This window comes from Mesorhizobium sp. URHB0026 (assembly GCF_054059755.1).
On the sequence record NZ_JBSSCN010000001.1, the window covers coordinates 3,743,845 to 3,769,365 of the forward strand.

Annotated in this window: 24 protein-coding genes; 14 read left to right on the top strand and 10 right to left on the bottom strand. The window is 63.0% G+C overall.

Annotation, left to right across the window (positions count from 1 at the left end; translation table 11 throughout):
- Nucleotides 1-5: 5 nt before the first annotated feature.
- Nucleotides 6-2,051, top strand: coding sequence for an NADH:flavin oxidoreductase (locus ACVWWD_RS18305; RefSeq protein ID WP_352550404.1), 2,046 nt, complete (start codon nt 6-8; stop codon nt 2,049-2,051).
- 100 nt (nt 2,052-2,151) lie between these two features.
- Here ACVWWD_RS18305 and ACVWWD_RS18310 read toward each other — a convergent pair whose 3' ends face one another.
- Nucleotides 2,152-2,559: a hypothetical protein gene (locus ACVWWD_RS18310; protein WP_457103225.1), complete on the bottom strand. Its 408-nt coding sequence runs from the start codon at nt 2,557-2,559 to the stop codon at nt 2,152-2,154.
- Between the two features lie 145 nt (nt 2,560-2,704).
- Between ACVWWD_RS18310 and ACVWWD_RS18315 the strand changes: the two genes are divergently transcribed.
- Nucleotides 2,705-3,133: a MarR family winged helix-turn-helix transcriptional regulator gene (locus tag ACVWWD_RS18315; RefSeq protein WP_352666692.1), complete on the top strand. Its 429-nt coding sequence runs from the start codon at nt 2,705-2,707 to the stop codon at nt 3,131-3,133.
- 145 nt (nt 3,134-3,278) lie between these two features.
- Here ACVWWD_RS18315 and ACVWWD_RS18320 read toward each other — a convergent pair whose 3' ends face one another.
- Nucleotides 3,279-5,351: a putative bifunctional diguanylate cyclase/phosphodiesterase gene (locus ACVWWD_RS18320; RefSeq protein WP_457103226.1), complete on the bottom strand. Its 2,073-nt coding sequence runs from the start codon at nt 5,349-5,351 to the stop codon at nt 3,279-3,281.
- 306 nt (nt 5,352-5,657) lie between these two features.
- Here ACVWWD_RS18320 and ACVWWD_RS18325 point away from each other — a divergent pair, with 306 nt between their 5' ends.
- Entirely contained in the window at nt 5,658-6,845 is a 1,188-nt protein-coding gene (locus ACVWWD_RS18325; protein ID WP_352552526.1) for a glycine C-acetyltransferase, read from the top strand.
- A gap of 52 nt (nt 6,846-6,897) precedes the next feature.
- Nucleotides 6,898-7,932 carry an L-threonine 3-dehydrogenase gene (tdh, locus tag ACVWWD_RS18330; protein WP_023773358.1) on the top strand — a complete coding sequence of 345 codons (1,035 nt, stop codon included), beginning with the start codon at nt 6,898-6,900 and terminating at the stop codon, nt 7,930-7,932.
- Nucleotides 7,933-8,088: 156 nt separating this feature from the next.
- Here the strand turns inward: tdh and ACVWWD_RS18335 are convergent, their stop codons facing one another.
- On the bottom strand, nt 8,089-8,526 hold the full coding sequence (locus ACVWWD_RS18335; RefSeq protein ID WP_023773357.1) for a MarR family winged helix-turn-helix transcriptional regulator: 438 nt from the start codon (nt 8,524-8,526) through the stop codon (nt 8,089-8,091).
- Between the two features lie 87 nt (nt 8,527-8,613).
- On the opposite strand from ACVWWD_RS18335, the gene hmgA reads away from it, so the two are divergent.
- The 4 genes from hmgA to ACVWWD_RS18355 are packed head-to-tail and all read left to right on the top strand — an operon-like array spanning nt 8,614 to nt 12,418.
- The gene (hmgA, locus tag ACVWWD_RS18340) at nt 8,614-9,927 is read left to right on the top strand and encodes a homogentisate 1,2-dioxygenase (protein ID WP_352552529.1); all 1,314 of its coding nucleotides are present in this window, start codon (nt 8,614-8,616) and stop codon (nt 9,925-9,927) included.
- 11 nt (nt 9,928-9,938) lie between these two features.
- Nucleotides 9,939-10,826 (top strand): MBL fold metallo-hydrolase, encoded by an 888-nt coding sequence (locus ACVWWD_RS18345; RefSeq protein ID WP_023783004.1) that lies wholly within the window; start codon nt 9,939-9,941, stop codon nt 10,824-10,826.
- Nucleotides 10,823-11,836: a fumarylacetoacetate hydrolase family protein gene (locus ACVWWD_RS18350; protein WP_352552531.1), complete on the top strand. Its 1,014-nt coding sequence runs from the start codon at nt 10,823-10,825 to the stop codon at nt 11,834-11,836. Before ACVWWD_RS18345 ends, ACVWWD_RS18350 begins: the two co-directional genes overlap by 4 nt.
- 21 nt (nt 11,837-11,857) lie before the next feature.
- Nucleotides 11,858-12,418, top strand: coding sequence for a DinB family protein (locus tag ACVWWD_RS18355; protein ID WP_023783006.1), 561 nt, complete (start codon nt 11,858-11,860; stop codon nt 12,416-12,418).
- 145 nt (nt 12,419-12,563) lie between these two features.
- Here the strand turns inward: ACVWWD_RS18355 and hppD are convergent, their stop codons facing one another.
- A complete protein-coding gene (gene hppD / locus ACVWWD_RS18360; protein WP_352552533.1) occupies nt 12,564-13,676 on the bottom strand; it encodes a 4-hydroxyphenylpyruvate dioxygenase in 1,113 nt (370 codons plus the stop codon).
- Between the two features lie 135 nt (nt 13,677-13,811).
- Here hppD and ACVWWD_RS18365 point away from each other — a divergent pair, with 135 nt between their 5' ends.
- Complete coding sequence (locus ACVWWD_RS18365; RefSeq protein ID WP_023773351.1) at nt 13,812-14,279, top strand: Lrp/AsnC family transcriptional regulator; 468 nt, start codon at nt 13,812-13,814, stop codon at nt 14,277-14,279.
- Here the strand turns inward: ACVWWD_RS18365 and ACVWWD_RS18370 are convergent.
- The 4 genes from ACVWWD_RS18370 to aztA form a co-directional block, all read right to left on the bottom strand.
- Nucleotides 14,276-14,614, bottom strand: a complete 339-nt coding sequence (locus ACVWWD_RS18370; protein ID WP_023783008.1) for a TIGR01244 family sulfur transferase — start codon at nt 14,612-14,614, stop codon at nt 14,276-14,278. The two genes, ACVWWD_RS18365 and ACVWWD_RS18370, sit on opposite strands and share 4 nt — an antisense overlap.
- Before the next feature lie 149 nt (nt 14,615-14,763).
- A complete protein-coding gene (gene aztC / locus ACVWWD_RS18375) occupies nt 14,764-15,705 on the bottom strand; it encodes a zinc ABC transporter substrate-binding protein AztC (protein ID WP_457103227.1) in 942 nt (313 codons plus the stop codon).
- 31 nt (nt 15,706-15,736) lie between these two features.
- Nucleotides 15,737-16,612 carry a zinc ABC transporter permease AztB gene (gene aztB, locus ACVWWD_RS18380; RefSeq protein WP_352552537.1) on the bottom strand — a complete coding sequence of 292 codons (876 nt, stop codon included), beginning with the start codon at nt 16,610-16,612 and terminating at the stop codon, nt 15,737-15,739.
- A complete protein-coding gene (gene aztA, locus ACVWWD_RS18385) occupies nt 16,612-17,415 on the bottom strand; it encodes a zinc ABC transporter ATP-binding protein AztA (protein ID WP_023783011.1) in 804 nt (267 codons plus the stop codon). Before aztA ends, aztB begins: the two co-directional genes overlap by 1 nt.
- A 219-nt stretch (nt 17,416-17,634) precedes the next feature.
- On the opposite strand from aztA, the gene ACVWWD_RS18390 reads away from it, so the two are divergent.
- Nucleotides 17,635-17,979 (top strand): RidA family protein, encoded by a 345-nt coding sequence (locus tag ACVWWD_RS18390; protein WP_023773346.1) that lies wholly within the window; start codon nt 17,635-17,637, stop codon nt 17,977-17,979.
- A gap of 41 nt (nt 17,980-18,020) precedes the next feature.
- Here the strand turns inward: ACVWWD_RS18390 and hutC are convergent, their stop codons facing one another.
- Nucleotides 18,021-18,767, bottom strand: coding sequence for a histidine utilization repressor (hutC, locus tag ACVWWD_RS18395; RefSeq protein WP_023795574.1), 747 nt, complete (start codon nt 18,765-18,767; stop codon nt 18,021-18,023).
- A gap of 5 nt (nt 18,768-18,772) precedes the next feature.
- Nucleotides 18,773-20,128 (bottom strand): formimidoylglutamate deiminase, encoded by a 1,356-nt coding sequence (locus tag ACVWWD_RS18400; protein ID WP_352552540.1) that lies wholly within the window; start codon nt 20,126-20,128, stop codon nt 18,773-18,775.
- Between the two features lie 99 nt (nt 20,129-20,227).
- Here ACVWWD_RS18400 and hutI point away from each other — a divergent pair, with 99 nt between their 5' ends.
- The 4 genes from hutI to hutU are packed head-to-tail and all read left to right on the top strand — an operon-like array spanning nt 20,228 to nt 25,515.
- Nucleotides 20,228-21,460, top strand: a complete 1,233-nt coding sequence (hutI, locus tag ACVWWD_RS18405; protein ID WP_352552542.1) for an imidazolonepropionase — start codon at nt 20,228-20,230, stop codon at nt 21,458-21,460.
- Nucleotides 21,457-22,998, top strand: coding sequence for a histidine ammonia-lyase (gene hutH / locus ACVWWD_RS18410; RefSeq protein ID WP_023795577.1), 1,542 nt, complete (start codon nt 21,457-21,459; stop codon nt 22,996-22,998). Before hutI ends, hutH begins: the two co-directional genes overlap by 4 nt.
- A complete protein-coding gene (gene hutG / locus ACVWWD_RS18415) occupies nt 22,998-23,816 on the top strand; it encodes an N-formylglutamate deformylase (protein WP_352552544.1) in 819 nt (272 codons plus the stop codon). Before hutH ends, hutG begins: the two co-directional genes overlap by 1 nt.
- A gap of 25 nt (nt 23,817-23,841) precedes the next feature.
- Complete coding sequence (hutU, locus tag ACVWWD_RS18420) at nt 23,842-25,515, top strand: urocanate hydratase (protein ID WP_198019218.1); 1,674 nt, start codon at nt 23,842-23,844, stop codon at nt 25,513-25,515.
- The last annotated feature ends 6 nt before the right edge of the window (nt 25,516-25,521 follow it).

The following is a 25,521-nucleotide window of genomic DNA, read 5'->3' on the forward strand; positions in this document are numbered from 1 at the left end:
AGACGATGACCAGCAACGACCCGCTTCTCCAACCCTACCAGCTCAAGCATTTGACGCTGAAGAACCGGGTGATGTCGACCAGTCACGAGCCGGCTTACTCGGAGGACGGCATGCCGAAGGAGCGCTACCGGCTCTACCATGCCGAAAAGGCCAAGGGCGGCATGGCGCTGACCATGACCGCGGGCTCGGCCATCGTTTCGCGCGACAGCCCGGCTGCCTTCGGCAATCTGCACGTCTATGACGACCGCATCGTGCCGTGGCTGGCTGAACTCACCGATGCCTGCCACGAGCACGACTGCAAGGTGATGATCCAGATCACCCATCTTGGCCGCCGCACGGGTTGGAACAAGGCCGACTGGCTGCCGGTGCTCTCGGCTTCGCCGGTGCGCGAGCCGGCGCATCGCGCTTTCCCCAAGACCATCGAGGAGTGGGATATCGAGCGCATCGTCGCCGACTATGCATCGGCCGCCCAGCGCTGCCAGGCGGCCGGGCTCGACGGCATCGAGTTCGAATCCTACGGCCATCTGATGGACGGCTTCTGGTCGCCTGCCACCAATCATCGCGATGACGAGTATGGCGGTCCGCTCGACAACCGCCTGCGCTTCACCAACATGGTGCTCGATGCGGTGCGGACGGCGGTCGGCGACAAATTCGTCGTCGGCATCCGCATGGTCGCCGACGAAGATTTCGACAAAGGCCTGTCGAAGGAGGAGGGCGTCGAGATCGCCAGGCGGCTGGCCGGCTCCGGCAAGCTCGATTTCCTCAACATCATCCGGGGCTCGATCGAGACCGACGCGGCGCTCACCAAGGTCATTCCGGTGACCGGCATGCGGTCTTCGCCGCATCTCGATTTCGCCGGTGAGGTAAGGGCGGCGACGAAATTCCCGACCTTCCACGCGGCGCGCATTTCCGACGTCGCCACCGCGCGCCATGCGATCGCCACCGGCAAGCTCGACATGGTCGGCATGACACGCGCCCACATCGCCGATCCGCACATCATCAAGAAGGTGATGGAGGGCCGCGAGCACGAGATACGTCCCTGTGTCGGCGCTACCTATTGTCTCGACCGCATCTATGAAGGCGGCGAGGCGCTGTGCGTTCACAATGCGGCGACCGGCCGCGAGGCGGATATCCCGCACATCATTGTCAAGACGGAAGGGCCTAAGCGGAAAGTGGTGGTCGTCGGCGCCGGCGCTGGTGGGCTGGAGGCGGCGCGCGTCGCAGCCGAGCGCGGTCATCAAGTGACGATCCTCGAGGCATCATCACAAGCGGGCGGCCAGGTGCGTCTGGCGACCCAGAACCCGCGCCGCAAGGAATTGATCGGCATCATCGACTGGCGACTGGCCGAACTCGCCCGGCTCGGCGTCGAGATCCGCTACGACACCTGGGCGGAACAGAACGATGTTCTGGCGCTGGCGCCCGATGTCGTGGTGATCGCCACCGGTGGCCTGCCGCAGAACCCGCCGCTGGCCTCCGGCGACAATCTCGTCACCTCGAGCTGGGACATCATGGCCGGCAGCGTCAAGTCGGCCGAGAATGTGTTGCTCTACGACGACAATGGCGGCCATCAGGGCATGGGCGCGGCCGAACTGATTGCCAACAGCGGCTCGAAGCTGGAACTGGTTTCGCCGGAACGCTTCTTCGCCCCCGAAATGGGCGGCATGAACCACGTACCCTATGTCAGGGCCTTCCAGGAAAAGGGCGTCACGGTCACCATCAATACCCGCCTGCGCTCGGTGCGGCGTGAGGGCAATCAACTGATCGCGGAACTCGCTTCGGATTTCGCCGATGGCTGGCGCGGAGAGCGCAGGGTCGATCAGGTGGTGGTCGAGCACGGCACGGCGCCGCTCGACGATCTGTATCTTTCGCTGAAACCGCTGTCGAAGAACGGTGGTGCGGTCGACTATGAGCGTCTGGTCAATGGCGGCGACATTTTTCCCAAGCGCAACGTGGATGGCGGCTTCGTGCTCTTGCGCATCGGCGACGCCGTTGCCTCGCGCAACATCCACGCCGCCATCTATGACGGGATCAGGTTCGGGATCAGGATTTGATCACGATCAGGTGGCGCGCAACGGCCTTTGCAAGGAGAGCCATCTGCCGCTCTGGTCCGTTGCGCGCCGCGCATGATCGGCTTTCACCGGCCGTGCGATTCTAAAACATCTTGGCGGTCGCCATGCAAAGCACGGTGATGACCAGCAGCCCGCCGGCGATGCGTTCGCCCCTGGTCATTTTCGCGCGCAGCTCCGGTTGGGTCGCTGCATCGGCGCCGGCAAACTGCCTGCTGGCGGAGCCCACGAGCGCGCCTTGCACGCCGGCGGCGATCAGCGCCGTCAAAATTCCGAGCGCCAGTACCTTTTCCATCGAGCCGAAAGCACCCTCATGAAAGAAATACCAGAGCAGGAAACCGGTCAGGAAAGCCAAACCGGCCGCGCCCATTTGCGGCCGGAAGAACCGCTCTGCCCGGATGTCCGGATCGCGGCCAACCGCGATGGTCGTGCCGGCCCAGAAGACGCCGGCCATGACGTGCAGGCCGATGACAGCGATATAAACGTATTGCATGGCCGCATTCCTCTCATTCGCCCACCGCCTACGCGCCGCAACCATGTTGCGATGCCACGGATAAAGCAAAATTAGATATCTAACGGTTAGATGTCAATCATGAAGCCAAGTTTCACATTCCCACTGCTTGCTCTACTGTCAGATCATGACACCATTTGACCGCCCGCCGGTCGGCATGAATCTCGGCCGCACCGCCAAGCTTGTCGCACAAGCATTCGACGCTGCCTTGGTTGAGGCAGGCGGCACATTGCCGGTCTGGCTCACACTGCTGTCCGTCAAGTCGAGCGAGCTTGCCAATCAGCGCGAACTCGCCGGCATGATCGGCATCCAGGGTGCGACGCTGACCCATCATCTCAACGCAATGGAGGCGCAGGGCCTGCTGACGCGGCGGCGCGATCCCGTCAACCGCCGGGTCCACCTGGTCGAATTGACGGAGACGGGAGAAGCGCTGTTCGAGACGTTGCGGCAAGCGGCACTCGTCTTCGACAAGCGGCTTCGCAAAGGACTGTCCGACGAGCGTCTGGCGGAATTTGCCCAGGTGCTTGCGGCGTTGCGGAAGAATGTAAAGAGCTAGGAATGCCGGCCTGATGGCTCAGTCGTCATAGCTCTGGATTGTTCCAAACGTATAGTGGCGTAGTTTCAGCGCGGCGATCAGGCTGGTCAATTTTGTCGTGCCGTCAAAGCCGTCCTGAACATCTCGTCATGCATCGCTGGCCGGGTTACGCCAGGCTTCCCTGCAATACCGTCAGCCTGGCTTTCTTCGGCGTGCGGGCGGTCAGCCATTCGAGCGCCTTGTCATGCGGCATCGGGAAGGCGATGGAATAACCCTGCACCTGGTCGCAGCCGATCGCCATCAGCGAGTCGAGTTCCGCTTCGGTTTCCGCACCCTCGGCGACGATGGAGATGCCCAGCCCCCGGGCAAGTTCGGTGATGGCGCGCACGATCTTGGAGTTGTCGCCATTCTCGTGGATGTTTTGCACGAAGCGACGGTCGATCTTGAGCCGGTCGATCTCGTTGGGATTGACGTGGCTGAGCGAAGCATAGCCGGTGCCGAAATCATCGAGCTCCAGATGCACGCCGGCCGCCCTGATATCACGCAGCTTCGCCGCGATGCCGGTCTTCTCGTCGTCCAGAATGACGGATTCGACGATTTCCAGCGACAGTTTCTGCGGCGGCAGTCCGGCTTTCTCCAGCGTATCGAACAGAAACGCATCGAAATCATGCTCGCGCAACTCGGTGCCCGAGACATTGACCGCAAGCCGGCCGAAGGCAATCCCGGCACGATTCCACTCGGCGGCCTCGTTGATCGCCTTGCCGATCACGATGCGGCCGATCTCCGGCATGAAGCCGCATTTCTCGGCGACCGGGATGAATTCGCCCGGCGAGATCATGCCTCGCTCGGGATGGTTCCAGCGCACGAGCGCTTCTATGCCGCTGATGGTGCCGTCGGTCAGCGAGACCTGCGGCTGGAAATAGACCTGGAACGCCCTTTCGGAAATGGCGATCTTGATGTCATGTTCGAGCTGCTTGCGGTAGTCGAGTTCGCGGCGCAGCTCCTCCGAGAAGAAAGAGAAGTTGCCGCCCCCCATTTTCTTGGCGGAGTAGAGCGCCAGATCGGCATGGACGAGCAGGTCCTGCGCATTGTCGGCATCGATCGGATAGACCGCGATGCCGCCGCTGGCGCCCGGGAGAATGGTGGTGCCCTGGAACACGATCGGCTCGTTGATGTGCACCAGGATGCGCCGTGCCAGCATGTTGATGTCCTCGGTGCTGCCGGCTCCGTTGAGGATCATCACGAATTCGTCGCCGCCGAGCCGCGCGCACAGATCCGAAGCGCGGCAGGAATCGCGCATTCGCTGTGCCGTCACGACCAGGACATAGTCGCCGGCGGCGTGACCCAGCGTATCGTTGATCTGCTTGAAGCGGTCGAGGTCGAGCTGAACTACGGCCAGGCGCTCGCGCCGGCGATGCGCGCCCTTGATCAGCGTCTCGAAATGGTCGGTGAGGAAGGTGCGGTTGTGCAGGCCGGTCAGGCCGTCATGCACCGCGATGAAGGCCATTGAATTGCGGGCGTCGACCAACTCACGCGTCTTGCGCAGGATCGCGTTGGACATCGGCCTGAAGATGAACAGCGCCACCAGCAGGATGACGCCGAGTGTGGCGTAGAACAGCGTGCGGTGGAGGGAGAGCAGCTTTTCGGAGCGCTCGTCGGCATCGGCGCTGATGCGCTGGCCGAGCGCGGCATAGCCCGACAGCGTGGCATTGGCGACCGACGCATCGAGATTGACGCGTTCGGCGCCGCCCTTGTAGCCGCCATTGTCGCCAAGGTTGAGCTGCGATTCCAGTGCAGACACCAGCCGGTCGCCATTGGCGATCAGGCCAACCGAGAAATAGTCGAGATGGAAGGGTTTGGTGAAAAGCACGCTCTCGATCGACTTCGCATCGAGCTTGGCCGGCGATTGCGGATCCGCGCCCGTTTGCTTGAGCAGCAGATCGTAGTTCGTCTCGAACTCCGCCGTGGCCTGCTTCAGCGCGCTGACCAGCGCCGGCTGCTTGTCGCGCGAGGCGGCGCCCGTCGCGCTGGCAAGGAAAACGATGCGCTGCGACAGCGTCTTCTGCGTGCCGACGATGTCGAGCAAGGTGTGGTTGTGCTGCTGCGTGGCCATCGTCTGCTGCAGCAGAACGAAGGAGGCCGCGACCATGGCGGCAATGATCAGCAGCGCCAGCCAGTAGCCAGCCTTGATCAGCAGTATGAGCCTGCCTGAAACGGTTTGCACCGGCTGCTGAGACATGTTCGGGGGCGGTCCTCTCGCCAACGGATCTATGCGAGCACCATTGGACTGCAAACGTTAACAGGACTGGAAATCGACAACCGGTCCGCAAGGGGGAAAGGGCCAAAGATCGCGAAATGGTTATCGCCTCCTTTCGCCGCAGGCCGGCATTTATGTATTCGTCGGCCCGAGCGTTCTTGCGTGGCGGTTGAACGATCTCCATGGCGTCCCAGCTGATGCTGCCGGGCCACCTGATCCGGTCGCTTTTGCGATGGATTTTTTGTGCGGGCGGGACGACAGTCTGCCGACGTCAAACGGGGCCCGATCATGACCGCAGCATTTCTCTCCCATATCGACAACGAGCTTGCAGGGTTGAAATCCGCCGGGCTCTACAAGTCCGAGCGGGTGATTTCCTCGATGCAGTCGGCTGAGATCGAGGTCGGCGGGGAGAAAGTGCTGAACTTCTGCGCCAACAACTATCTCGGCCTTGCCGACAGCGCGGAACTGCGTGCGGCGGCCACGCAGGCGCTCGACCGCTACGGCTACGGCATGGCCTCGGTACGCTTCATCTGCGGGACCCAGGAAGAACACAAGCAGCTCGAGACGACGATCTCCTCTTTCCTCGGCTTGGAAGACACCATCCTCTACGGCTCTTGCTTCGACGCCAATGGCGGCCTGTTCGAGACGCTGCTTGGCGAGGAAGACGCAATCATCTCGGATGCGCTGAACCACGCCTCGATCATCGACGGCGTCAGACTGTCGAAGGCCAAACGCTTCCGCTATGCCAACAACGACATGGCCGATCTCGAGGCACGCCTGAAGGAAGCCAAGGATTGCCGCTTCCGGCTGATCGCCACCGACGGCGTGTTTTCCATGGACGGCATCATCGCCAATCTCTCAGGCGTCTGCGATCTGGCCGAGAAGTACGACGCCATGGTCATGGTGGATGACAGCCATGCGGTCGGCTTCGTCGGCGGAAATGGGCGCGGTTCGCCCGAGCATTGCGGTGTCGAGGGCAGGGTTGACATCATCACCGGCACGCTCGGCAAGGCGCTCGGCGGCGCTTCGGGCGGCTACACCTCGGGCAAGAAGCAGGTGGTCGACTGGCTGCGCCAGCGCTCGCGGCCCTATCTCTTTTCCAACACGCTGATGCCGGCGATCGCCGGCGCCTCGATCAAGGTGTTCGAGTTGATCCGCAATGGCGACGGATTGCGCGAACGCCTATATGCCAATGCGGCCCAGTTCAGGTCCCAGATGGGCAAGCTTGGCTTCACGCTGGCTGGGGCCGATCATCCGATCATCCCGGTAATGCTGGGCGATGCCACGTTGGCGCAGGAGATGGCGGCGCGCATGCTGAAGCGTGGCATCTACGTCATCGGATTCTCATTCCCCGTGGTGCCGAAGGGCCAGGCGCGCATCCGCACCCAGATGTCGGCGGCGCACTCCAGCACCGACATCGACCGGGCCGTGGAAGCGTTCGGCGCGGTCGGCAGGGAATTGGGCGTGATTTCCTGAAGGGCCGGTAGCGAAAAGCGATTCCGGATCAAGAGATTCAAGGGACAAAAGAATGTCGAACATGATGAAGGCGCTGGTGAAGGCCAAGGCCGAACCGGGCATCTGGATGGAAGAGGTTCCGGTGCCGGAGATTGGCCCGAACGATGTGCTGATCAAGGTCAAGAAGACCGCGATCTGCGGCACCGACGTCCACATCTACAACTGGGACCAGTGGGCGCAAAAGACGGTTCCCGTGCCGATGGTTACCGGCCACGAATTCGTCGGCACGGTCGCCGACTTTGGTGCCGCGGTCACCGAATACAAGGTCGGCCAGCGCGTGTCGGGCGAGGGACACATCGTCTGCGGCCACTGCCGCAACTGCCGCGCGGGCAGGGGGCATCTGTGCCGCAACACGCTCGGCGTCGGCGTCAACCGTCCCGGCGCCTTCGGCGAGTACCTGGCCATTCCCCAGCACAATGTGGTGCCGATCCCCGACGACGTGCCGGACGAGATTGCCGCGATATTCGATCCCTTGGGCAATGCGGTCCATACGGCATTGTCCTTCGACCTGGTCGGCGAGGATGTGCTGGTCACCGGCGCCGGGCCGATCGGCATCATGGGCGCGCTGGTGGCGCAATGCGTCGGCGCGCGAAAAGTGGTCATCACCGACATCAACCCGGTGCGGCTGGCGCTGGCCAAGAAGCTTGGCGTCCAGCATGTTGTCGACGCCTCGAAGGAGAAGCTGCGCGATGTCATGCCGGTGCTCGGCATGACCGAGGGTTTTGACGTCGGCCTCGAAATGTCGGGCGCGGCCCCCGCCTTCCGCGACATGATCGATACCATGAACAATGGCGGCAAGATCGCCATTCTGGGCATTGCGCCCACCGGCTTCGAGATCGACTGGAACAAGGTCATCTTCAAGATGCTGCATCTCAAGGGCATCTACGGCCGCGAAATGTTCGAGACCTGGTACAAGATGATCGCGCTGGTACAGGGTCCGCTGGATGTGAGTGGGCTTATCACGCATCGGATTGGCATCGACGATTATCAGGTTGGGTTCGATGCGATGCGCAGTGGCAGTTCGGGCAAGGTGGTGATGGACTGGTAACGGCGGTATAGCGCCATCCGGTGAAACGTTTGCGCGAGGCGCCCCCTCTGTCCTGCCGGACATCTCCCCCTCAAGTGGGGAGATCAAATTACGGGATAGCTTTGCGTCAGGACAGAGGGGGCGCTGTCCCGCCAGCACATCCCCATTTTTTCGGCGCTACTTTGCTTCCAATGCCCTCTCAAGCGCCGCCACCCCACGCACAATCGCCGCACGTTCGTCCACGCCAAGTTTCGCCAGCAGTTCCCGCTCGAAACTCTGCGCCAGCGGCACCATCTCGCGATAGGCTGCAAGCCCGGCGTTGGTAAGCGTCAAGTGCTCGACGCGGCGGTCGTTCTCGTCAGGTGTTCGTACCAGCCAGCGCCGCCGTTCTAACTCGGCCACGGCGCGCGAGACCTTGGTCTTATGCATGGCCGACTGCTCGCCAAGTTCCGTCGCGGTCATCGTGCCGCGCTGTCCCAACCCCGATAACGTGCGCCATTCGGGCCGGGTAAGGCCGTGGCGGTCCTTATAGACTTTCGAAAATTCGCGGCTGACGGCGTCTGAAAGACGATACAGCCGGTAGGGCAGAAAGCTTTCGAGCTCGAGAATGTCCATTGTCCGCATCCGGGAAAAACGGAAGGTTGATAGTTACATTTTCGATGGTTACAAATGAAACCAATTTGGTCAATCCGGGAGGAAGCAATGGCCTTTTCCTACATGCCGGGTTTCGGCAACGACTTCGAAACCGAGACCCTGCCCGGTTCGCTGCCGCAGGGACGAAACTCGCCGCAACGGCCGGCCTACGGCCTCTACGCCGAGCAGCTTTCAGGCTCGCCCTTCACCGCTCCGCGCGGCACCAATGAGCGCTCCTGGCTCTACCGGATCCGGCCGAGCGTCAAGCACACGGGCAGGTTCAAGGCGGCGAGTTATCCCCTGTGGAAGACCGCGCCCAATGTCGGCGACCACGAGCTGGCGCTTGGCCAGTACCGCTGGAATCCGGTGCCGATGCCGAAGGAGCCGACCGACTTCATCAAGGGTATGCGCAGCATCACCACGGCCGGCGACGTACTTGGCCAGACCGGCATGGCTGCCCATGTCTATGTCGCCAATACGTCGATGGTCGACGATCATTTCTTCAATGCCGACGGCGAGTTGCTGGTCGTGCCCCAGGTGGGCAGCTTGCGCTTCGTCACCGAGATGGGCGTCATCGAGCTTCGGCCCGGCGAGATCGCCGTGCTGCCACGCGGCCTCGTCTTCAAGGTCGAACTGGCCGACGCAGAAGTGCGCGGCTATGTCTGCGAACACTATGGCGCCAAGCTGACTCTGCCCGACCGCGGCCCGATCGGCGCCAATTGCCTGGCCAATCCGCGCGACTTCAAGACGCCTTGCGCCTGGTTCGAGGAGAAGGAAACGCCGTGCCGGCTGATCGTGAAATGGTGCGGCAATTTCCATGTCACCGAGATCGGCCATTCGCCGCTCGACGTCGTTGCCTGGCACGGCAACTACGCGCCCTATAAATATGATCTGGCGACCTTTTCGCCGGTCGGCGCGCTGCTGTTCGATCATCCTGACCCGTCGATCTTCACCGTGCTGACGGCGCCGAGCGGCGAGGAAGGCACCGCCAACATCGACTTCGTCCTCTTCCCGCCGCGCTGGCTGGTGGCCGAGGATACGTTCCGGCCGCCCTGGTACCACCGAAACATCATGAGTGAGTTCATGGGTCTGATCCACGGCCAGTACGACGCCAAGGAGGAGGGTTTCGTCCCCGGCGGCATCAGCCTGCACAATCTGATGCTGGCCCATGGTCCGGATGCGCCTGGCTTCGAAAAGGCCTCGCGCGCGGAGCTGAAACCGGTCAAGCTCGACAATACCATGGCCTTCATGTTCGAGACCCGTTTTCCGCAGATGCTGACCCGCTACGGCGCCGAACTCGAAACCCGGCAGGACAACTACATCGATTGCTGGGCCGACCTGAAGAAGCGCTTCAATGGCACGCCCGAGGGCGACTGGTCTTGATCGGCAAACCAATGCCGGACCGGCTGGTGCTGCTCGGGTCGAAAGGCGGTCCGGCACTGCGGCCCCGCGGGCCGTGGCCGAGTTCGTCGCTGCTCGAGATTGGTGGGCGAGCCGTCGTCGTCGATTGCGGGCTTGGCGTGACGCGCGGTCTGGTCGATGCCGGGGTCAGCCTGAAGGTGCTCGACCTGATCTTCATCACGCATCTGCATTCCGACCATGTGCTGGAACTCGGGCCGCTGATCCACACCGCCTGGACGGCCGGATTGGCGACGCCGGTCACGGTGTTCGGGCCGCCTGGGGTTGGCCACTACTGGCGGCGCTTTTGTCAGGCCATGGAATTCGACATCGAGATCCGCATCGCCGACGAGGGCCGCCCCGATATTCGCGAGTTGGTCTCTGTCGACGAATTCGGCCAAGGGCATGTGGTCGAGCAGCGCGGACTGACGGTCACGGCGCTGCGCGTCGACCATCCGCCGGTGACCGACTGTTTTGCCCTGCGCTTCGAGCATGGCGGCAAAAGCGTGGTGTTTTCCGCCGATACGGCCTTCTTTCCGCCGCTGGCGCATTTCGCCGAAGGGGCTGACATTCTCGTCCACGAAGCCATGCTGGAAGAAGGCATCGAGCGGCTGGTTGCCAGGACCGGCAATGGCGCGCGGCTCAGGGAACATCTGCTCTCCAGTCACAGCTTTGCCGAGGAGGCAGGCCGTATCGCCCGCGATGCCGGCATCAAAAGATTGGTGCTCAACCACCTCATTCCAGCCGACGATGCCGAGATCGGCGAGCTCGACTGGATCGCCGCGGTCAGGAAAACATGGGCCGGCGACTTGACGATCGCTCGCGACGGCCTTGTTGTGGAGTTAAGCGGCGCCAAGGCCGCATCAGGAGAGGGAACCGCATGAAGCTTGCCACGCTGAAGGACGGAACACGCGATGGAAAGCTCGTCGTCGTTTCGCGCGACCTGACGCAATACACCGACGCCTCGTTCCTGGCGCGCACGCTGCAGGCCGCACTCGACGACTGGCGCAGGATCTCGCCGCATCTCGCGACCATAGCGGAATCGCTGGAGAACAATGCGATGCCGGCGGCCCGTTTTCACGAGCATGACGCGCATTCACCGCTGCCGCGCGCCTATCAATGGGCCGACGGCTCGGCCTATGTGAACCATGTCGAACTGGTGCGGAAGGCGCGCGGCGTCGAGATACCGGCAAGCTTCTGGACCGACCCGCTGATCTACCAGGGCGGCTCGGACTCCTTCGTTGCCCCGCGCGATCCGATCCGTCTAGCGGATGAGGCCTTCGGCATCGACATGGAAGCCGAGATCGCCGTCATCGTCGACGATGTGCCGATGGGCGCCAGCCTCGACGAGGCGCGCGCCGCGATCCGGCTGGTGATGCTGGTCAACGATGTCACGCTGCGCGCGCTGACCGGGCCGGAACTCGCCAAGGGATTCGGCTTCTTCCAGTCGAAACCGTCCTCCGCCTTCTCTCCGGTCGCGGTGACGCCGGATGAGCTGGGCGATGCCTGGGACGGCGGCAAGGTCAATCTGCCGCTGCTTGCCGACATCAACGGCAAGCCGTTCGGCCGCGCCGATGCCGGTGTCGACATGACCTTCGATTTCCCGGCGCTGATTGCTCACGCCGCCCGCACAAGGCCGCTGGTATCAGGCGCCATCATCGGCTCGGGTACGGTGTCCAACAAACTCGACGGCGGCCCGGGCAACCCGGTCTCTGCGGGCGGAGCCGGTTATTCCTGCATCGCCGAACTGCGCATAATAGAGACCATTGTGTCAGGCGAGCCCAAGACACCTTTCTTGCGCTTCGGCGACACCGTGCGCATCGAGATGAAGGACAGATCAGGGCATTCGATCTTCGGCGCCATCGAGCAGAAGGTCGAGAAATACCAGCGGTAGGCACAATGAGAGGTTTGAGTGATGGACCTGCTGGATCATCTGCGTCGCATGGCGGGGAACAATCTCTGGTCGAACGACCGGCTCTATCGCGCCGTGCTTGCGCTGAAGCCCGGTGAATTCGAGGCCGAGCGCACCAGCTTTTTCCCGTCGATCAAGGCAACGCTCAACCATGTCCTCGCGGTCGATCATCTCTATCTCGATTTTCTCGAAGACGGCGGCGTCGGTGCGGCTGCCTACGATGACTTCGTGCCTTTCGATGCCGCGCCGGAGCTTTACCTGGCTCAGCTTGCGGCCGATCGGCGGCTGATCGCCTTCTGCGATGGCCTGTCGGAGGCCGATCTCGACCGCCGCGTCGTCACCGACCGGCGTGAAGACGGCATGATCCCGGAAAAGATCGGCGATATCTTGGCGCACGTCTTCCTGCACGACATCCACCATCGCGGCCAGGTGCATGCGATGCTGTCCGGCACCTCGGTGGCGCCACCGCAACTCGACGAGTTCCTGCTCGACTATGATTTGAAGCTGAGGAGAGTGGAAGTCGAGCGGCTACGGTTGGACGATCAGACCAACGCAACATCATAGGCTGAAAAAGACGATCAGCGGCGACCAACGTCAGGCCTTTGATACGCGCGTGTGCTTTCGCCATCGGATGCTCATTGCCAGGCCCCTTATGACCAGATTTTGGTCATAAGGGGCCTGGCTGCAAGAAATCTTGGCGAAGGTCTGTCTATTCCGCGGCCTGAACCTTGATCACGCCGCGCTTGATCTGGTCCTGCTCGATCGATTCGAACAGCGCGCGGAAATTGCCTTCGCCAAAGCCTTCGTCGCCCTTGCGCTGGATGAACTCGAAGAAGATCGGCCCGATCACGGTCTTCGAAAAGATCTGCAATAGAATCTTGGTCATGCCGCCGTCGACCACACCTTCGCCGTCGATCAGGATGCCGTGCTTCTTCATCCGCTCGATCGGCTCTTCATGGCCGTTCACGCGGTCATACGACATGTCGTAGTAGGTCTCGGGCGGGCCGGGCATGAATTTCAGCCCGTTCTCCGCGAGCTTGTCGGTGGCGGCGTAGATCTCGTCGGTTCCCACCGCGATGTGCTGGATGCCTTCGCCATTGTACTTCTTCAGATATTCGGCGATCTGGCTGGTCTCGTCCTTCGACTCATTGAGCGGAATGCGGATCTTGCCGCAGGGCGAGGTGATCGCCCGGCTGACCAGGCCCGTGATCTTGCCGTCGATGTCGAAGAAATGGATCTGCTTGAAACCGAACAGATTGCGGTAGAAATCCCACCATTTGTCCATCTGGCCGCGATAGACGTTGTGGGTCAGGTGGTCGAGGAAATAGAAGCCGACGCCTTGCGGCTTGGGGTCGCGTTCGCCGAGCCACTCGAATTCGGCGTCATAGGCCGAGCCCTTCTTGCCATAGCTATCGATGAAATAAAGCAGCGAGCCGCCGATGCCGACGATAGCAGGCACGTCGAGCGCCTTGTCGCCGCCTTCGTAAGGCGTGGCGCCCTTCGAGACGGCATGCTCGAAAGCATGCTTGGCATCGACCACCCGCCAGGCCATCGAGGCAGCACAGGGGCCGTGCTTGTCGACGAATTTCATCGCATGCGAGCTGGGCTCGGCATTGACGACATAATTGATGTCGCCCTGGCGCCAGACGGTGATGTCCTTGGTGCGATGCCTTGCTACCGCGACATAACCCATGCGGGTGAACAGCTCGGCCAGCTTCTGCGGCTCCGGATGCGCGAATTCGACGAACTCGAAACCGTCGGTGCCGGCGGGGTTGTCCTTGCTGATCGTGGCGGGCGGTGCGTCGTGCGGGAAAGGACCCATGATATCCTCCGGATGCTGCTCGGCCTGAAAAGGCCGTCTAAATCATAATAGCGCGGAGCCCACGCACGGTGCTTGCATTCAAACGCTTGAAATGGTGATCTCATGCGCGGACCGTGCATGACGAGAGATAAAACCATGGATCAGACGCGCATTGATCAGTTCGACCGCAAGATAATGGCGCTTTTGCAAGGCGACGCGCGGCTCACTAACAACGATCTCTCCGAGCGGGTAAACCTCTCTGCCTCGCAATGCTCGCGCCGCCGCCAGCGGTTGGAGGAGGACGGCTACATCAGGGGCTATCGTGCGGTGCTCGACCGCGACAAGCTCGGTTTCTCGCTGGTCAACGTCATCTCGGTGACACTGGCCACCCACAACCGCGACAATGCGCGCCGCTTCGGGGAATTGGTGGCGCGGCTGCCCGAGGTGCAGGAGGCCCATGCGCTGACCGGCGAGATGGACTACATCCTGAAGGTCGTAACCCCAGACCTCAAATCGCTGTCGGAATTCGTCAACGGCGTGCTCCTGCCGCACGAATCCGTGCAGCATGTGAAGACGGCGATCGTGCTGGAGACGCTGAAGGAGACCGGCGCGCTGCCGATTTAATCCTTCGACTGCTGGATCAGCCCGTACAGATTGGTACAGCGGGCGCCGGAGCGGCAATAGGCGAACACCGGGCCGTCGAGCTCGTCGAGTGCCTCGGCCTGGTCGTCGACATTCTCTCGCGTGATCTGGCCGCTGATCACCGGAATGTAGCGGAAGGCGAGGCCGGCGGCCTCGACCGCGGCCTTGAGCGTGTCCGCCGAAGGCTGTCCCGGCTGCTCATCATCAGGCCGGTTGCAGATCACGCTCTTGAAGCCGGCTTCCTTGATGGCGGCAACGTCCTCGGGCTGGATCTGGCCCGAGACCGAATAGTCTTCGCTGATCTGGCGGTATTCCATGGCTCGTATCCTCGCGATCTCTTTGACGGCAGTCTTGCCACTCCGGGAGGGGGGCGGCAATCCGCATCGAAGGAATTCTCTGCCAAATAGACATCGCGCGCCAGAAAATCCAACCGGGCCGATACGGCCCGGCTGGCCGCGGATCAAACTCAGCTGCCGAGAATGGCGCCTTTGATCTGGCGGATGTTGTTGTGCATCATGTCGATATAGGTCGAGCCGGGGCCGTCGGGCTGCGACAGCGCGTCCGAGTAAAGCGTGCCGCCGACCTTGATGCCGGTCTCGCTGGCAATCTGCTCGATCAGGCGAGGGTTGATGATGTTCTCGACGAAGATGGCCGCGGCCCTGTCCTGCTTGACCTGCTCGACCAACTTGGCGACATCGGCGGCCGACGGCTCGGAATCGGTCGAGATACCTTGCGGGGCGAGGAAGATCAGGCCGTACTCGTGCTCGAAATAGCCAAAGGCGTCATGCGAGGTGATGACGACGCGCTTTGCCTCGGGGATCGACTGGATCGCCGTCCTCACTTCGCCTTCCAGCGCGTCAAGCTTCTTGGTGTAGGCGGCGGCGTTGGTCTGGTAGCTGACGCAGCCGTCGCTGTCGGCCGCGCAGAAAGATTCGGCGATGTTCTTCACATAAATCCTGGCATTGGCGATCGACTGGAAGGCGTGCGGGTCAGTGACCGTCTTGCCGCTGCCGGTGCCGGCGCCATCGGCCGCGTCGGCATCGGCGAATTCAGCCTTGAAGTCGATCGGCGTCACACCCTTGGTCAGCGTGACGATCGAGGCCTTGGTGGCGCTGGCATCGACCAGCCGCTGCAGGAAACCTTCGAAATGCAGGCCGTTGACCAGCACGATGTCGGCCTTGGCCATGGCGACCGCGTCGGCAGGGCTTGGCTCATAGACATGAGCGTCGCCATCCGGCCCGACGATCGTGGTGATCGCGACACGGTCGCCGCCGACGTTTTTGGCAAAGTCGGCAATGACCGTAAAGCTGGCGACCACCTTCAGCGGCGCCGCGAAGGCCGATGATGCGCCAAAGGCGGTTAATGTTATAACGCTCAATGTCAGGGCGGCGCGGACCGTTTTCAGCATAAGCGGGGTTCCTTCCAGAGGGTGAGGCGGATCAGGCCGTTCTGTGACGGTGATGGATGATGCGACCGCGCAGAATGCCGCGCGTGCCAAACAGGATCGAGGCGAAATAGATGGCACCGGCCGACAGGATGATGGCCGGGCCGGATGGCAACGACGCGTGATAGGACAAGAGCAATCCGGCAATGCAGGAGGCAAAGCCGATCAGCACCGCCAGCCCGCACATCGGCTCGACGCGTGCGGTCCAGAATCGCGCGGCTGCCGCGGGCAGCATCATCAATCCGACGGACAGCAAAGTGCCGAGCGCCTGGAAGCCGCCGACGAGGTTGAGCACGACGAGGCCGAGGAAGATGAAATGCACCGGGCTGCCCATGCGGCTGACCGAACGCAGGAACAGCGGGTCGAGGCACTCGGCGACCAGCGCCCGCCAGAAGATGGCCAGGCTGGCCAACGTCACCGCGACGATGCCGCCAATCAGCATCAATGCCTCGTTGTTGAGCGCCAGCACCGTGCCGAACAGCACATGCATGAGATCGACGCTGGAGCCGCGGATCGATACCATCAGCACTCCGATGGCGAGCGAAATCAGATAGAAGGCGGCCATCGAGGCGTCCTCGCGCTGGATGGTGAAGCGCGAGACAGCGCCAGCGCCGAGCGCGACGATGACGCCGGCGATCAGGCCGCCAATGGTCATCGGCAGGATCTCAAGGCCATAGAACAGGAATCCGGCCGCCGCTCCTGGCAGGATGGCATGCGCCATGGCGTCACCCGACAGGCTCATGCGTCGTAGCATCAGGAAGACGCCGATGGGGCAGGCGCCGAGCGACAGCATCAGCGAGCCGAACAGCGCCCGCTGCATGAACCCGAAATCGGCGAAGGGAGCAATGAAAAGACCGTAGAGCGCGTACATCAGGCGGCCCTCGGTCCGGCGCCATGGTGATGGTCGTGATCGTGGCCATGATCATGGCCATGAGCGTGCTCGTCAGGCTCGCACCAGGGGGCGTTCTCTTCCCAGGCTTCGTGGAAGCGGCGCGCGCGCAGTAGGTTCTCCGGCTTCAGCGTCTCCCGGGTATCGCCCCAGGCAACCGGCTGGCGGGCAAGCAGCAGTGTTTCGGGAAAATTCTGGCGCACCAGATCCAGATCATGGACCACCACCATGATAGTGCGCTCTTCGCCATGCCAGCGATTGATCAGGGCAATGAGGTCACCGACCGTCTTGGCGTCGACCGCGTTGAAGGGCTCGTCGAGCAGGATCAGGTCGGCATCCTGCAACAGCACCCGGGCAAACAGCGTGCGCTGCAGCTGGCCGCCCGACAGCGTGTCGATCGGCCGCTTCTCGAAGCCGCCGAGGCCGACGGCCATCAATGCCTGGCTGACGGCTTCGCGATCTTCCCTGGTATAGCGGCCAAGCATGCCGCGCTTCGGCCACAGGCCAAGCGAGACCAGATCGACGACGCGGGCGGGAAAGGAGCGATCGAGTTCCGACTGCTGCGGCAGATAAGCTGCCCGCACGCCCGACGCGCGGATAACCTCGCCGGCCATTGGCTTCAGCACGCCGACAATACCCTTCATCAGCGTCGATTTTCCGGAGCCGTTGGCTCCGACCACGGCCGTCAGCGAACCCTTTCGGATCGTGCCATCGAGGTGATGGATCGCGGGATGGCTGTTGTAGCCCAGCGTCAGGTCACGGAAGGTTAGGCAGGTCTGGGTCATATCGTTCCGTTGGAAGTCGAGCCTGGCCGCGATAGTGGCCGTTGGATATGTGATGTTATTACATTAGTCAACAAGCCAATCCGGTGGATTTGCGACCCGGCGGCTCAATTTGCCGTGAGTTTCTTCCGTGCTGGTCCAAGGAGATTTGGCCCCGGCGGCCTTGCCCGAAGCCCGCGCCGACTCTAAACAGGCGCAACCCTCAAACGAAGGAACCTCGCAATGAGCATTCGTCGCATCGATGTTGGCCCGCGCATGAGCCAGATCGTCATCCACGGCAACACCGTCTATCTGGCCGGCCAGGTCGGCGAGCCCGGCGGCAACGTCGCCGCGCAGACCCGCGACATCCTCGCGACCATCGACGAATTGTTGGCCAAGGCCGGCACCGACAAGACCAAGATCGTCCAGGCGATCATCTGGCTGGCCGACATGGGCACCTTCGCCGAGATGAATTCCGAATGGGACAAGTGGGTGCCGCAGGGCCACACACCCGCTCGCGCGACCGGCGAGGCAAAGCTCGCCGGTCCCGAATATCTGGTCGAGATTATTATTACGGCTGCGCTGTAAAGCCGCTGCAGGTGCCGATCTTCCCCAAGCGGGAGATCGGCTTACCCCTGCGACGGCGTGAACCTTGCCACCAGCGTGTGGCTTTCCGCCGGATAGATGAAGCGCACGTGGGTAACCGGGTGCTCCGCGCTCCAAGTGCGACGCTCCACGACCAGGCAGGGCGCGCCAGGATCGATATCGAGCTCGTCACCGATAGTCTCATCGGCGGCCATGGCGCGTATCCGATGTTCGGCCTCGCTCCACGGCACGCGGCCGATCAGCCATGGACCCGCCGCGATTTCCAGAAACTCTTCGTCGCCGGCTTCCGCAACCGCCGAAAGATTGATCAGACGTTGCTCGAGTGCGAATGGCCGTTCGCCGGCAAAATGAAGGCCTTCGACCGCCAGCACCGACCCTGCGGCGGACAGTCCGAGCAATGCCCTGTCCTCCACGTTGCTGCGCCGCCTCAGGCGTTCCAGTCGTTCGTAACGGTAGGGCAGGCCGAGCGCCTCGACCTCGATCCTGATGTCGTGAAGCTCCAGCACCGCCGCTTGCGATTGCGGCTGACGGACAAAGCTGCCCGACCGGCGGCGGCGTTCAATCAAACCTGCCTTGGCCAATTGCGACAGAGCCTTGTTCACCGTCATGCGTGAGCATTTGTATTCGGCGGTCAGCTCATGTTCGAACGGGATACGGTGGCCGGGCGCCCAGGTGCCGGACAGAATTTTTTTCCGGATGCCGGACAGGATGCGCTGATGCAGCGAGACCGTCTCGTTGTCGTCCATCTCCGTCGGTTCAGCCATGCTCATCTGGGTTAACCCTCGGAAAGCGCAGTCATCACGCTGCGAAACCGTTCGGCGATCGCCTCGCGCCTGGCGTGTCTGCCAGCGCTGACCTGTTTTTTGCCATGCACCCAGACGCAATCGACCTTGCTGCCATTGGCAAAGATCCAGGCATCGAGGATCGCGTCGCCTGTCTTGCCGGCCAGCGAAGGGTTTTTGCCGTCCAGCGAGACGAGATCGGCGGATGCCCCAGTTGCGATTTGCGAGGCGCCGGCACCAATGGCGACGCCGCCGCCGTCTAGCGCTGCGTCGAACAGGGCGCGGCCCGTTGAGCCGCCGGCTACCGAAAGCACATTGCGGGCGCGGTGCGCGAGGCGCTGCGAATATTCCAGCTGGCGCAATTCGTCGGGCAGGCCGATCAGCACATTGGAATCGGAGCCGACGCCGAAGCGGCCGCCATGCTCCCTGAACAATGGCGCGGCAAAGGTGCCGTCGCCCAGATTGGCCTCCGTGATCGGGCAAAGGCCGGCAATGGCGCCGGTCTTCGCCATGCCGATGGTCTCGGCATCCGTCATATGGGTGGCGTGAATCAGGCACCAACGCTGGTCGACAGCGGCAGCCCCAAGCAGAAATTCGACCGGACGCGCGCCTGACCAGGCAAGGCAGTCCTCGACTTCCCTGACCTGTTCGGCGACGTGGATGTGGATCGGTCCGTTTGGCGCCATGGCGGCGACTTCGATCAGTTCTTCGGGCGTCGCGGCGCGCAGACTGTGCGGCGCGACCCCGACGACAGCTTGATTCAGCGCGCGAACCGATTCACGGCTTTTCTCCACGAGCCGGGCGAACCGATTCACATCGTTGATGAATCGGCGCTGGCCCTCATTTGGAACCGCGCCGCCGAAAGAGGAGTGGGCGTAGAACACCGGCAGCAGCGTCAGGCCGATCCCTGTTTCGCCAGCCGCGGCAGCGATGCGCTCGGCCATCTCGGCTGGGTTGGCATAGGGTTGTCCATCGCGGTCATGGTGCAGATAATGAAATTCGCCGACGCGGGAAAAACCGGCCTCCAGCATTTCGACATAGAGCTGCGCCGCCACCGCCTCGACCTGGTCGGGAGTCATCGACAGCGCGAAGCGGTACATCACCTCGCGCCAGCTCCAGAAACTGTCGGCGGAGGGGCCGCGCAACTCGGCAAGGCCGGCCATGCCGCGCTGGAAGGCGTGGCTGTGCAGATTGGGCATGCCTGGCAGCAGAATGGAATGGCGTTCATCACCGGGCAAGGCGGCGGCTTCAGGCTCTACGGCCGTAATGCGCCCATTGGCGAAGATGATCCGCACATTGTCGTGCCAGCCGTCGGGAAGAAGCGCCTGTTCCGCAAAGATATCGGTCACTTTTTCTCTCCGCTTTCCGGTCTCGTATGCGATGATGGCACTTGCAGTGCGTTTCAATATGTATATACATAATCGCCACCGATTGAAATGGAAAAGATCATGGCCGTAGAGAGCAAAAACCGGGCAGGGAGGCTTCGCCTGTGGCGCAATGCGCGTCTGGCGACCATGGCTGAAAATTCTGCCGGATTGGGTATCGTCGAGCATGGTGCGCTGGCCGCGCGCGACGGCCGCATTGTTTATGCCGGTCCGCAATCCGAGATGTCCTCGGCCTTTGCCCAAGGCGAGATCATCGATTGCGAGGGCCGCTGGATTACGCCCGGCCTGATCGACTGCCACACCCACCTGATCCACGCTGGCAACCGCGCCAACGAATTCGAGATGCGGCTGGCCGGCGCCACCTATGAGGAAGTCGCCAAGGCCGGCGGCGGTATCGTCTCGTCGGTCAAATCCTTGCGTGCTGCCAGTGAGGGCGACCTGGTTGCCCAGACGCTGCCGCGCCTCGACGCGCTGATTGCCGAGGGCGTAACCACCGTGGAAGTAAAGTCGGGCTATGGCCTCGATCTGGAAAACGAGAAGAAATCGCTGCGCGCCGCGCGACAGCTGGGCAATGAACGCCCGGTGACGGTTCGCACCACATGTCTCGCAGCCCACGCGCTGCCGCCCGAAGCCAAGGGCGACAAAGATGCCTTCATCGATCTCGTCGCCAAAACGATCCTTCCCGGCGTCGTCGAGGAAGGCTTGGCCGATGCCGTCGATGGGTTCTGTGAAGGCATCGCCTTTTCGCCGGAACAGATGGCGCGCGTCTTCGATGTGGCCCGGGCGGCTGGCTTGCCCGTCAAACTCCACGCCGACCAGCTGTCCAATCTGCATGGCGCTGAACTTGCCGCCCGCTATGGCGCGTTGTCGGCCGACCATCTCGAATATACCGACGAGGCAGGCGCGGTGGCGATGGCCAAGGCGGGGACCGTGGCGACCATCCTGCCCGGCGCCTACTACTTCATCCGCGAGACCAAGAAGCCGCCGATCGGCCTGTTTCGCCAGCATGGCGTCAGAATGGCTGTTGCCACCGACAACAATCCCGGCACATCGCCGCTGACCTCGCTGCTTCTGACCATGAACATGGCGGCCACCCTGTTCGGCATGACGGTCGACGAATGTCTTGCCGGCGTCACCCGCGAAGCCGCCCGTGCGCTGGGGCTGCTCGGCGAGACCGGCACGCTGGTATCGGGCAAATCCGCCGATCTGGCGATCTGGGACATCGAGCGCCCCGCCGAACTCGTCTACCGCATGGGCTTCAACCCGCTGCATGCCCGCATCTGGAGAGGACAATGACCGAACTGACCCTGAAGCCCGGCAATGCGAAGCTGGCCGACTGGCGCGCCATATACCGTGGCGCCGTGCCGAAACTGGACGATGCCTGCCGTCCGAAAATCAAGGCGAGCGCCGAGGCCGTCGCCAGGATCGTTGCCAAGGGTGAGCCGGTCTATGGCATCAACACCGGTTTCGGCAAGCTGGCCAGCGTGCGCATCCCCGCCGAGGATCTCGAGACGCTGCAGCGCAACATCGTGCTTTCGCATGCCGCGGGCGTGGGCGAGCCGATGCCCGTTGCCGTTGCCCGGCTGATGATGGCGCTGAAACTTGCGAGCCTCGCGCAGGGCGCCTCCGGCGTGCGCTCGCGGACCATCGAGTTGCTTGAAGCGATGCTGGTCAACGACGTCATCCCCGTCGTGCCGGCGCAAGGGTCCGTCGGCGCCTCCGGCGACCTTGCCCCGCTGTCGCACATGACGGCGGTGATGATCGGCGTCGGCGAATGCTTTACTCCGCATGGCCGTTTCCCGGCCAAGGTCGCGTTCGTCTCGCATGGGCTGGAGCCCGTGACATTGGGCGCCAAGGAAGGTCTGGCGCTGCTCAACGGCACGCAGTTTTCGACGGCCTATGCACTGGCCGCTTTGTTCGATGCCGAGGTGCTCTACCAGTCGGCGCTTGTCGCCGGCGCGCTTTCGACCGACGCGGCCAGGGGTTCCGACGCGCCGTTCGACCCGCGCATTCATCTGTTGAGAAAGCACCGTGGCCAGATCGAGACCGCGGACGCGCTGCGCAATTTGATGGCAGGTAGCGCGATCCGCGAGTCGCACCGGGTCGGCGATGAGCGCGTGCAGGATCCCTATTGCCTGCGTTGCCAGCCGCAAGTGATGGGCGCCGCACTCGATGTCCTGCGCAAGGCCGCCGATACGCTTGAAACCGAGGCCAATGGCGTCACCGACAACCCGCTGATCTTCGCAGAAGACGATACTGCTCTGTCCGGCGGCAATTTCCACGCCGAGCCGGTGGCGTTCGCCGCCGACATGATCGCGCTCGCCGTCTGCGAGATCGGCTCGCTGTCGGAACGCCGCATCGCCATGCTGGTCGATCCCGCGCTGTCAGGCATGCCCGCTTTCCTGACGCCTAAGCCCGGTCTGAACTCCGGCTTCATGATCCCGCAGGTTACGGCGGCCGCGCTTGTCTCGGAAAATAAGCAAAAAGCCTATCCGGCCAGCGTCGATTCCATCCCGACCTCGGCCAACCAGGAAGACCACGTCTCGATGGCCGCGCATGGCGCACGCCGCCTGATCGGCATGGTCGAGAATGCAACCGCGGTGATCGGCATCGAATTGCTGGCCGCCGCCCAAGGCTGCGATTTCCATCAGCCGCTGGCGTCGAGCGCAGCACTGGAAGCCGTGCGCAAGCTGGTGCGCGCCGAGGTGCCGCATCTCGATAACGACCGGCATTTCCATCCCGACATGGAAAAGGCGATTGCCATGGTGCGCAGTGGTGCGGCTGTGAAAGTCGCGAGCGCGGTGGCACTGCCCTCGATCGCCGGAGCGGCGTGATGACGGCCAGCCCCTGGCTCACGGTCACGCGCGGCACGGCGCCGCTGCTGGTGTCGATCCCGCACACCGGTATCGACCTCGCCGGCCTCGAAAACCGGCTGGTCTCGCCTTGGCTCGGCCGTCGTGATTGCGACTGGTGGATCGACAATCTCTATGATTTCGCCGCCGGTCTCGGCGCCACTGTCGTGCACACCGCGATCTCGCGCACCGTCATCGACGTCAACCGCGATCCATCCGGCGCCTCGCTCTATCCCGGCCAGGCAACCACCGGCCTGTGCCCGACCGAAACCTTCGACGGCGACCCGCTCTACCGCGACGGCGAAGAGCCGGGGCCGTCGGAGATCGACGAGCGCCGGCAGAAGTTCTTTGCGCCCTATCACGCCGCCTTGCAGGCCGAGATCGACAGGTTGCGCACCTTGCATGGCAAGATTGTCCTCCACGACTGCCATTCGATCCGCTCGGTGCTGCCACGCTTGTTCGAAGGCACGCTGCCGGTGTTCAATCTCGGCACGAATGACGGCAAGAGCGCCGATCCGACCTTGCAGGCGATGGTCAACCAGATCATGGCCGAAACCGGCGAGACTTTTGTCGTCAACGGACGCTTCAAGGGCGGCTGGATCACGCGCCATTTCGGCCAGCCGCTTCAGGGCGTGCACGCGCTGCAGATGGAACTCTCCAATCGTGGCTATATGCGCGAGCCCGACGGGAAGGGCACGCCGGACAATTGGCCGGTGCCCTACGACGCCGCGTTCGCCGCACCGATCCGCGCCACGCTGACGCGGATTCTTCAAATCGCCATTGACTGGGCCGGGCGCTGACGCGCCGCCTCGTCCGAAAGGGACAATGATGAACAATCCCCGTCACAATATACGCGAAGTGCGCGCGCCGCGCGGCGACAAGCTCAATGCCAGGTATTGGACCACCGAAGCGCCGCTGCGCATGCTGATGAATAACCTCGACCCTGATGTTGCCGAAAACCCCAACGAACTGGTCGTCTACGGCGGCATCGGCCGGGCGGCGCGGACCTGGAACGATTTCGACCAAATCGTTGCGTCGCTGAAGACGCTTGGCGAGGACGAGACGCTGCTGGTGCAGTCGGGCAAGCCGGTCGGCGTGTTCCGCACCCACCCGGACGCGCCGCGCGTGCTCATCGCCAACTCCAATCTGGTGCCGCACTGGGCGACCTGGGAGAAATTCAACGAGCTCGATAGAAAGGGCCTGATGATGTACGGCCAGATGACGGCCGGCTCCTGGATCTACATCGGCACGCAAGGCATCGTGCAGGGCACCTACGAGACCTTCGTCGAGGCCGGCCGCCAGCATTATGGCGGCAATCTCAAGGGAAAATGGATCCTGACCGGCGGCCTCGGCGGCATGGGCGGCGCCCAGCCATTGGCCGCCGTCATGGCAGGCGCCTGCTGCCTGGCGATCGAATGCAATCCCGACTCGATCGATTTCCGCCTGCGCACCCGCTATGTCGACGAGAGAGCCGAGACGCTCGACGAAGCCATGGAAATGATCGAGCGCTGGACCAAGGCCGGGGAGGCGAAGTCCGTCGGCCTGCTAGGCAACGCCGCCGAGATCGTGCCCGAAATGTACCGTCGCGGCATCCGCCCCGACATGGTCACCGACCAGACCTCGGCCCACGACCCCATCAACGGCTATCTGCCGAAGGGCTGGACGATGGCCGAGTGGCGCGAAAAGCGTGTCAGCGACCCCAGGGCGGTCGAGAAGGCGGCTCGCGCCTCCATGCGCGAACATGTCGAGGCGATGGTCGCATTCTGGAACGCCGGCGTGCCGACGCTCGACTATGGCAACAATATTCGCCAGGTCGCCAAGGATGAAGGGTTTGAAAACGCCTTTGCCTTCCCCGGTTTCGTGCCGGCCTATATCCGCCCGCTCTTTTGCCGCGGCATCGGCCCGTTCCGCTGGGCAGCTCTCTCCGGCGATCCGGAGGACATCTACAAGACGGACGCCAAGGTCCGCGAGCTCACCCCCGGCAACACCCATCTGCACAATTGGCTGGACATGGCCCGCGAGCGGATTTCCTTTCAGGGGTTGCCGGCTCGCATCTGCTGGGTGGGCCTCGGCGACCGGCACAGGCTGGGTCTCGCCTTCAACGAGATGGTGGCCAAGGGCGAACTGAAGGCGCCCGTTGTCATCGGCCGCGATCACCTCGATTCCGGTTCGGTCGCCTCGCCGAACCGCGAGACGGAAGCGATGAAGGACGGTTCGGACGCCGTGTCCGATTGGCCGCTGCTCAACGCGTTGCTCAACACAGCATCGGGCGCCACCTGGGTGTCGCTGCATCATGGCGGCGGCGTCGGCATGGGTTTCTCGCAGCATGCCGGCATGGTCATCGTCGCCGACGGCACGCCGGATGCTGCAAGGCGCCTGGAACGGGTGTTGTGGAACGATCCGGCGACCGGTGTCATGCGCCACGCCGACGCCGGCTATGACATCGCGATCGAATGCGCCAAGGAGCACCAGCTCAACCTACCCGGCATTCTAGGCTAGCGCTGG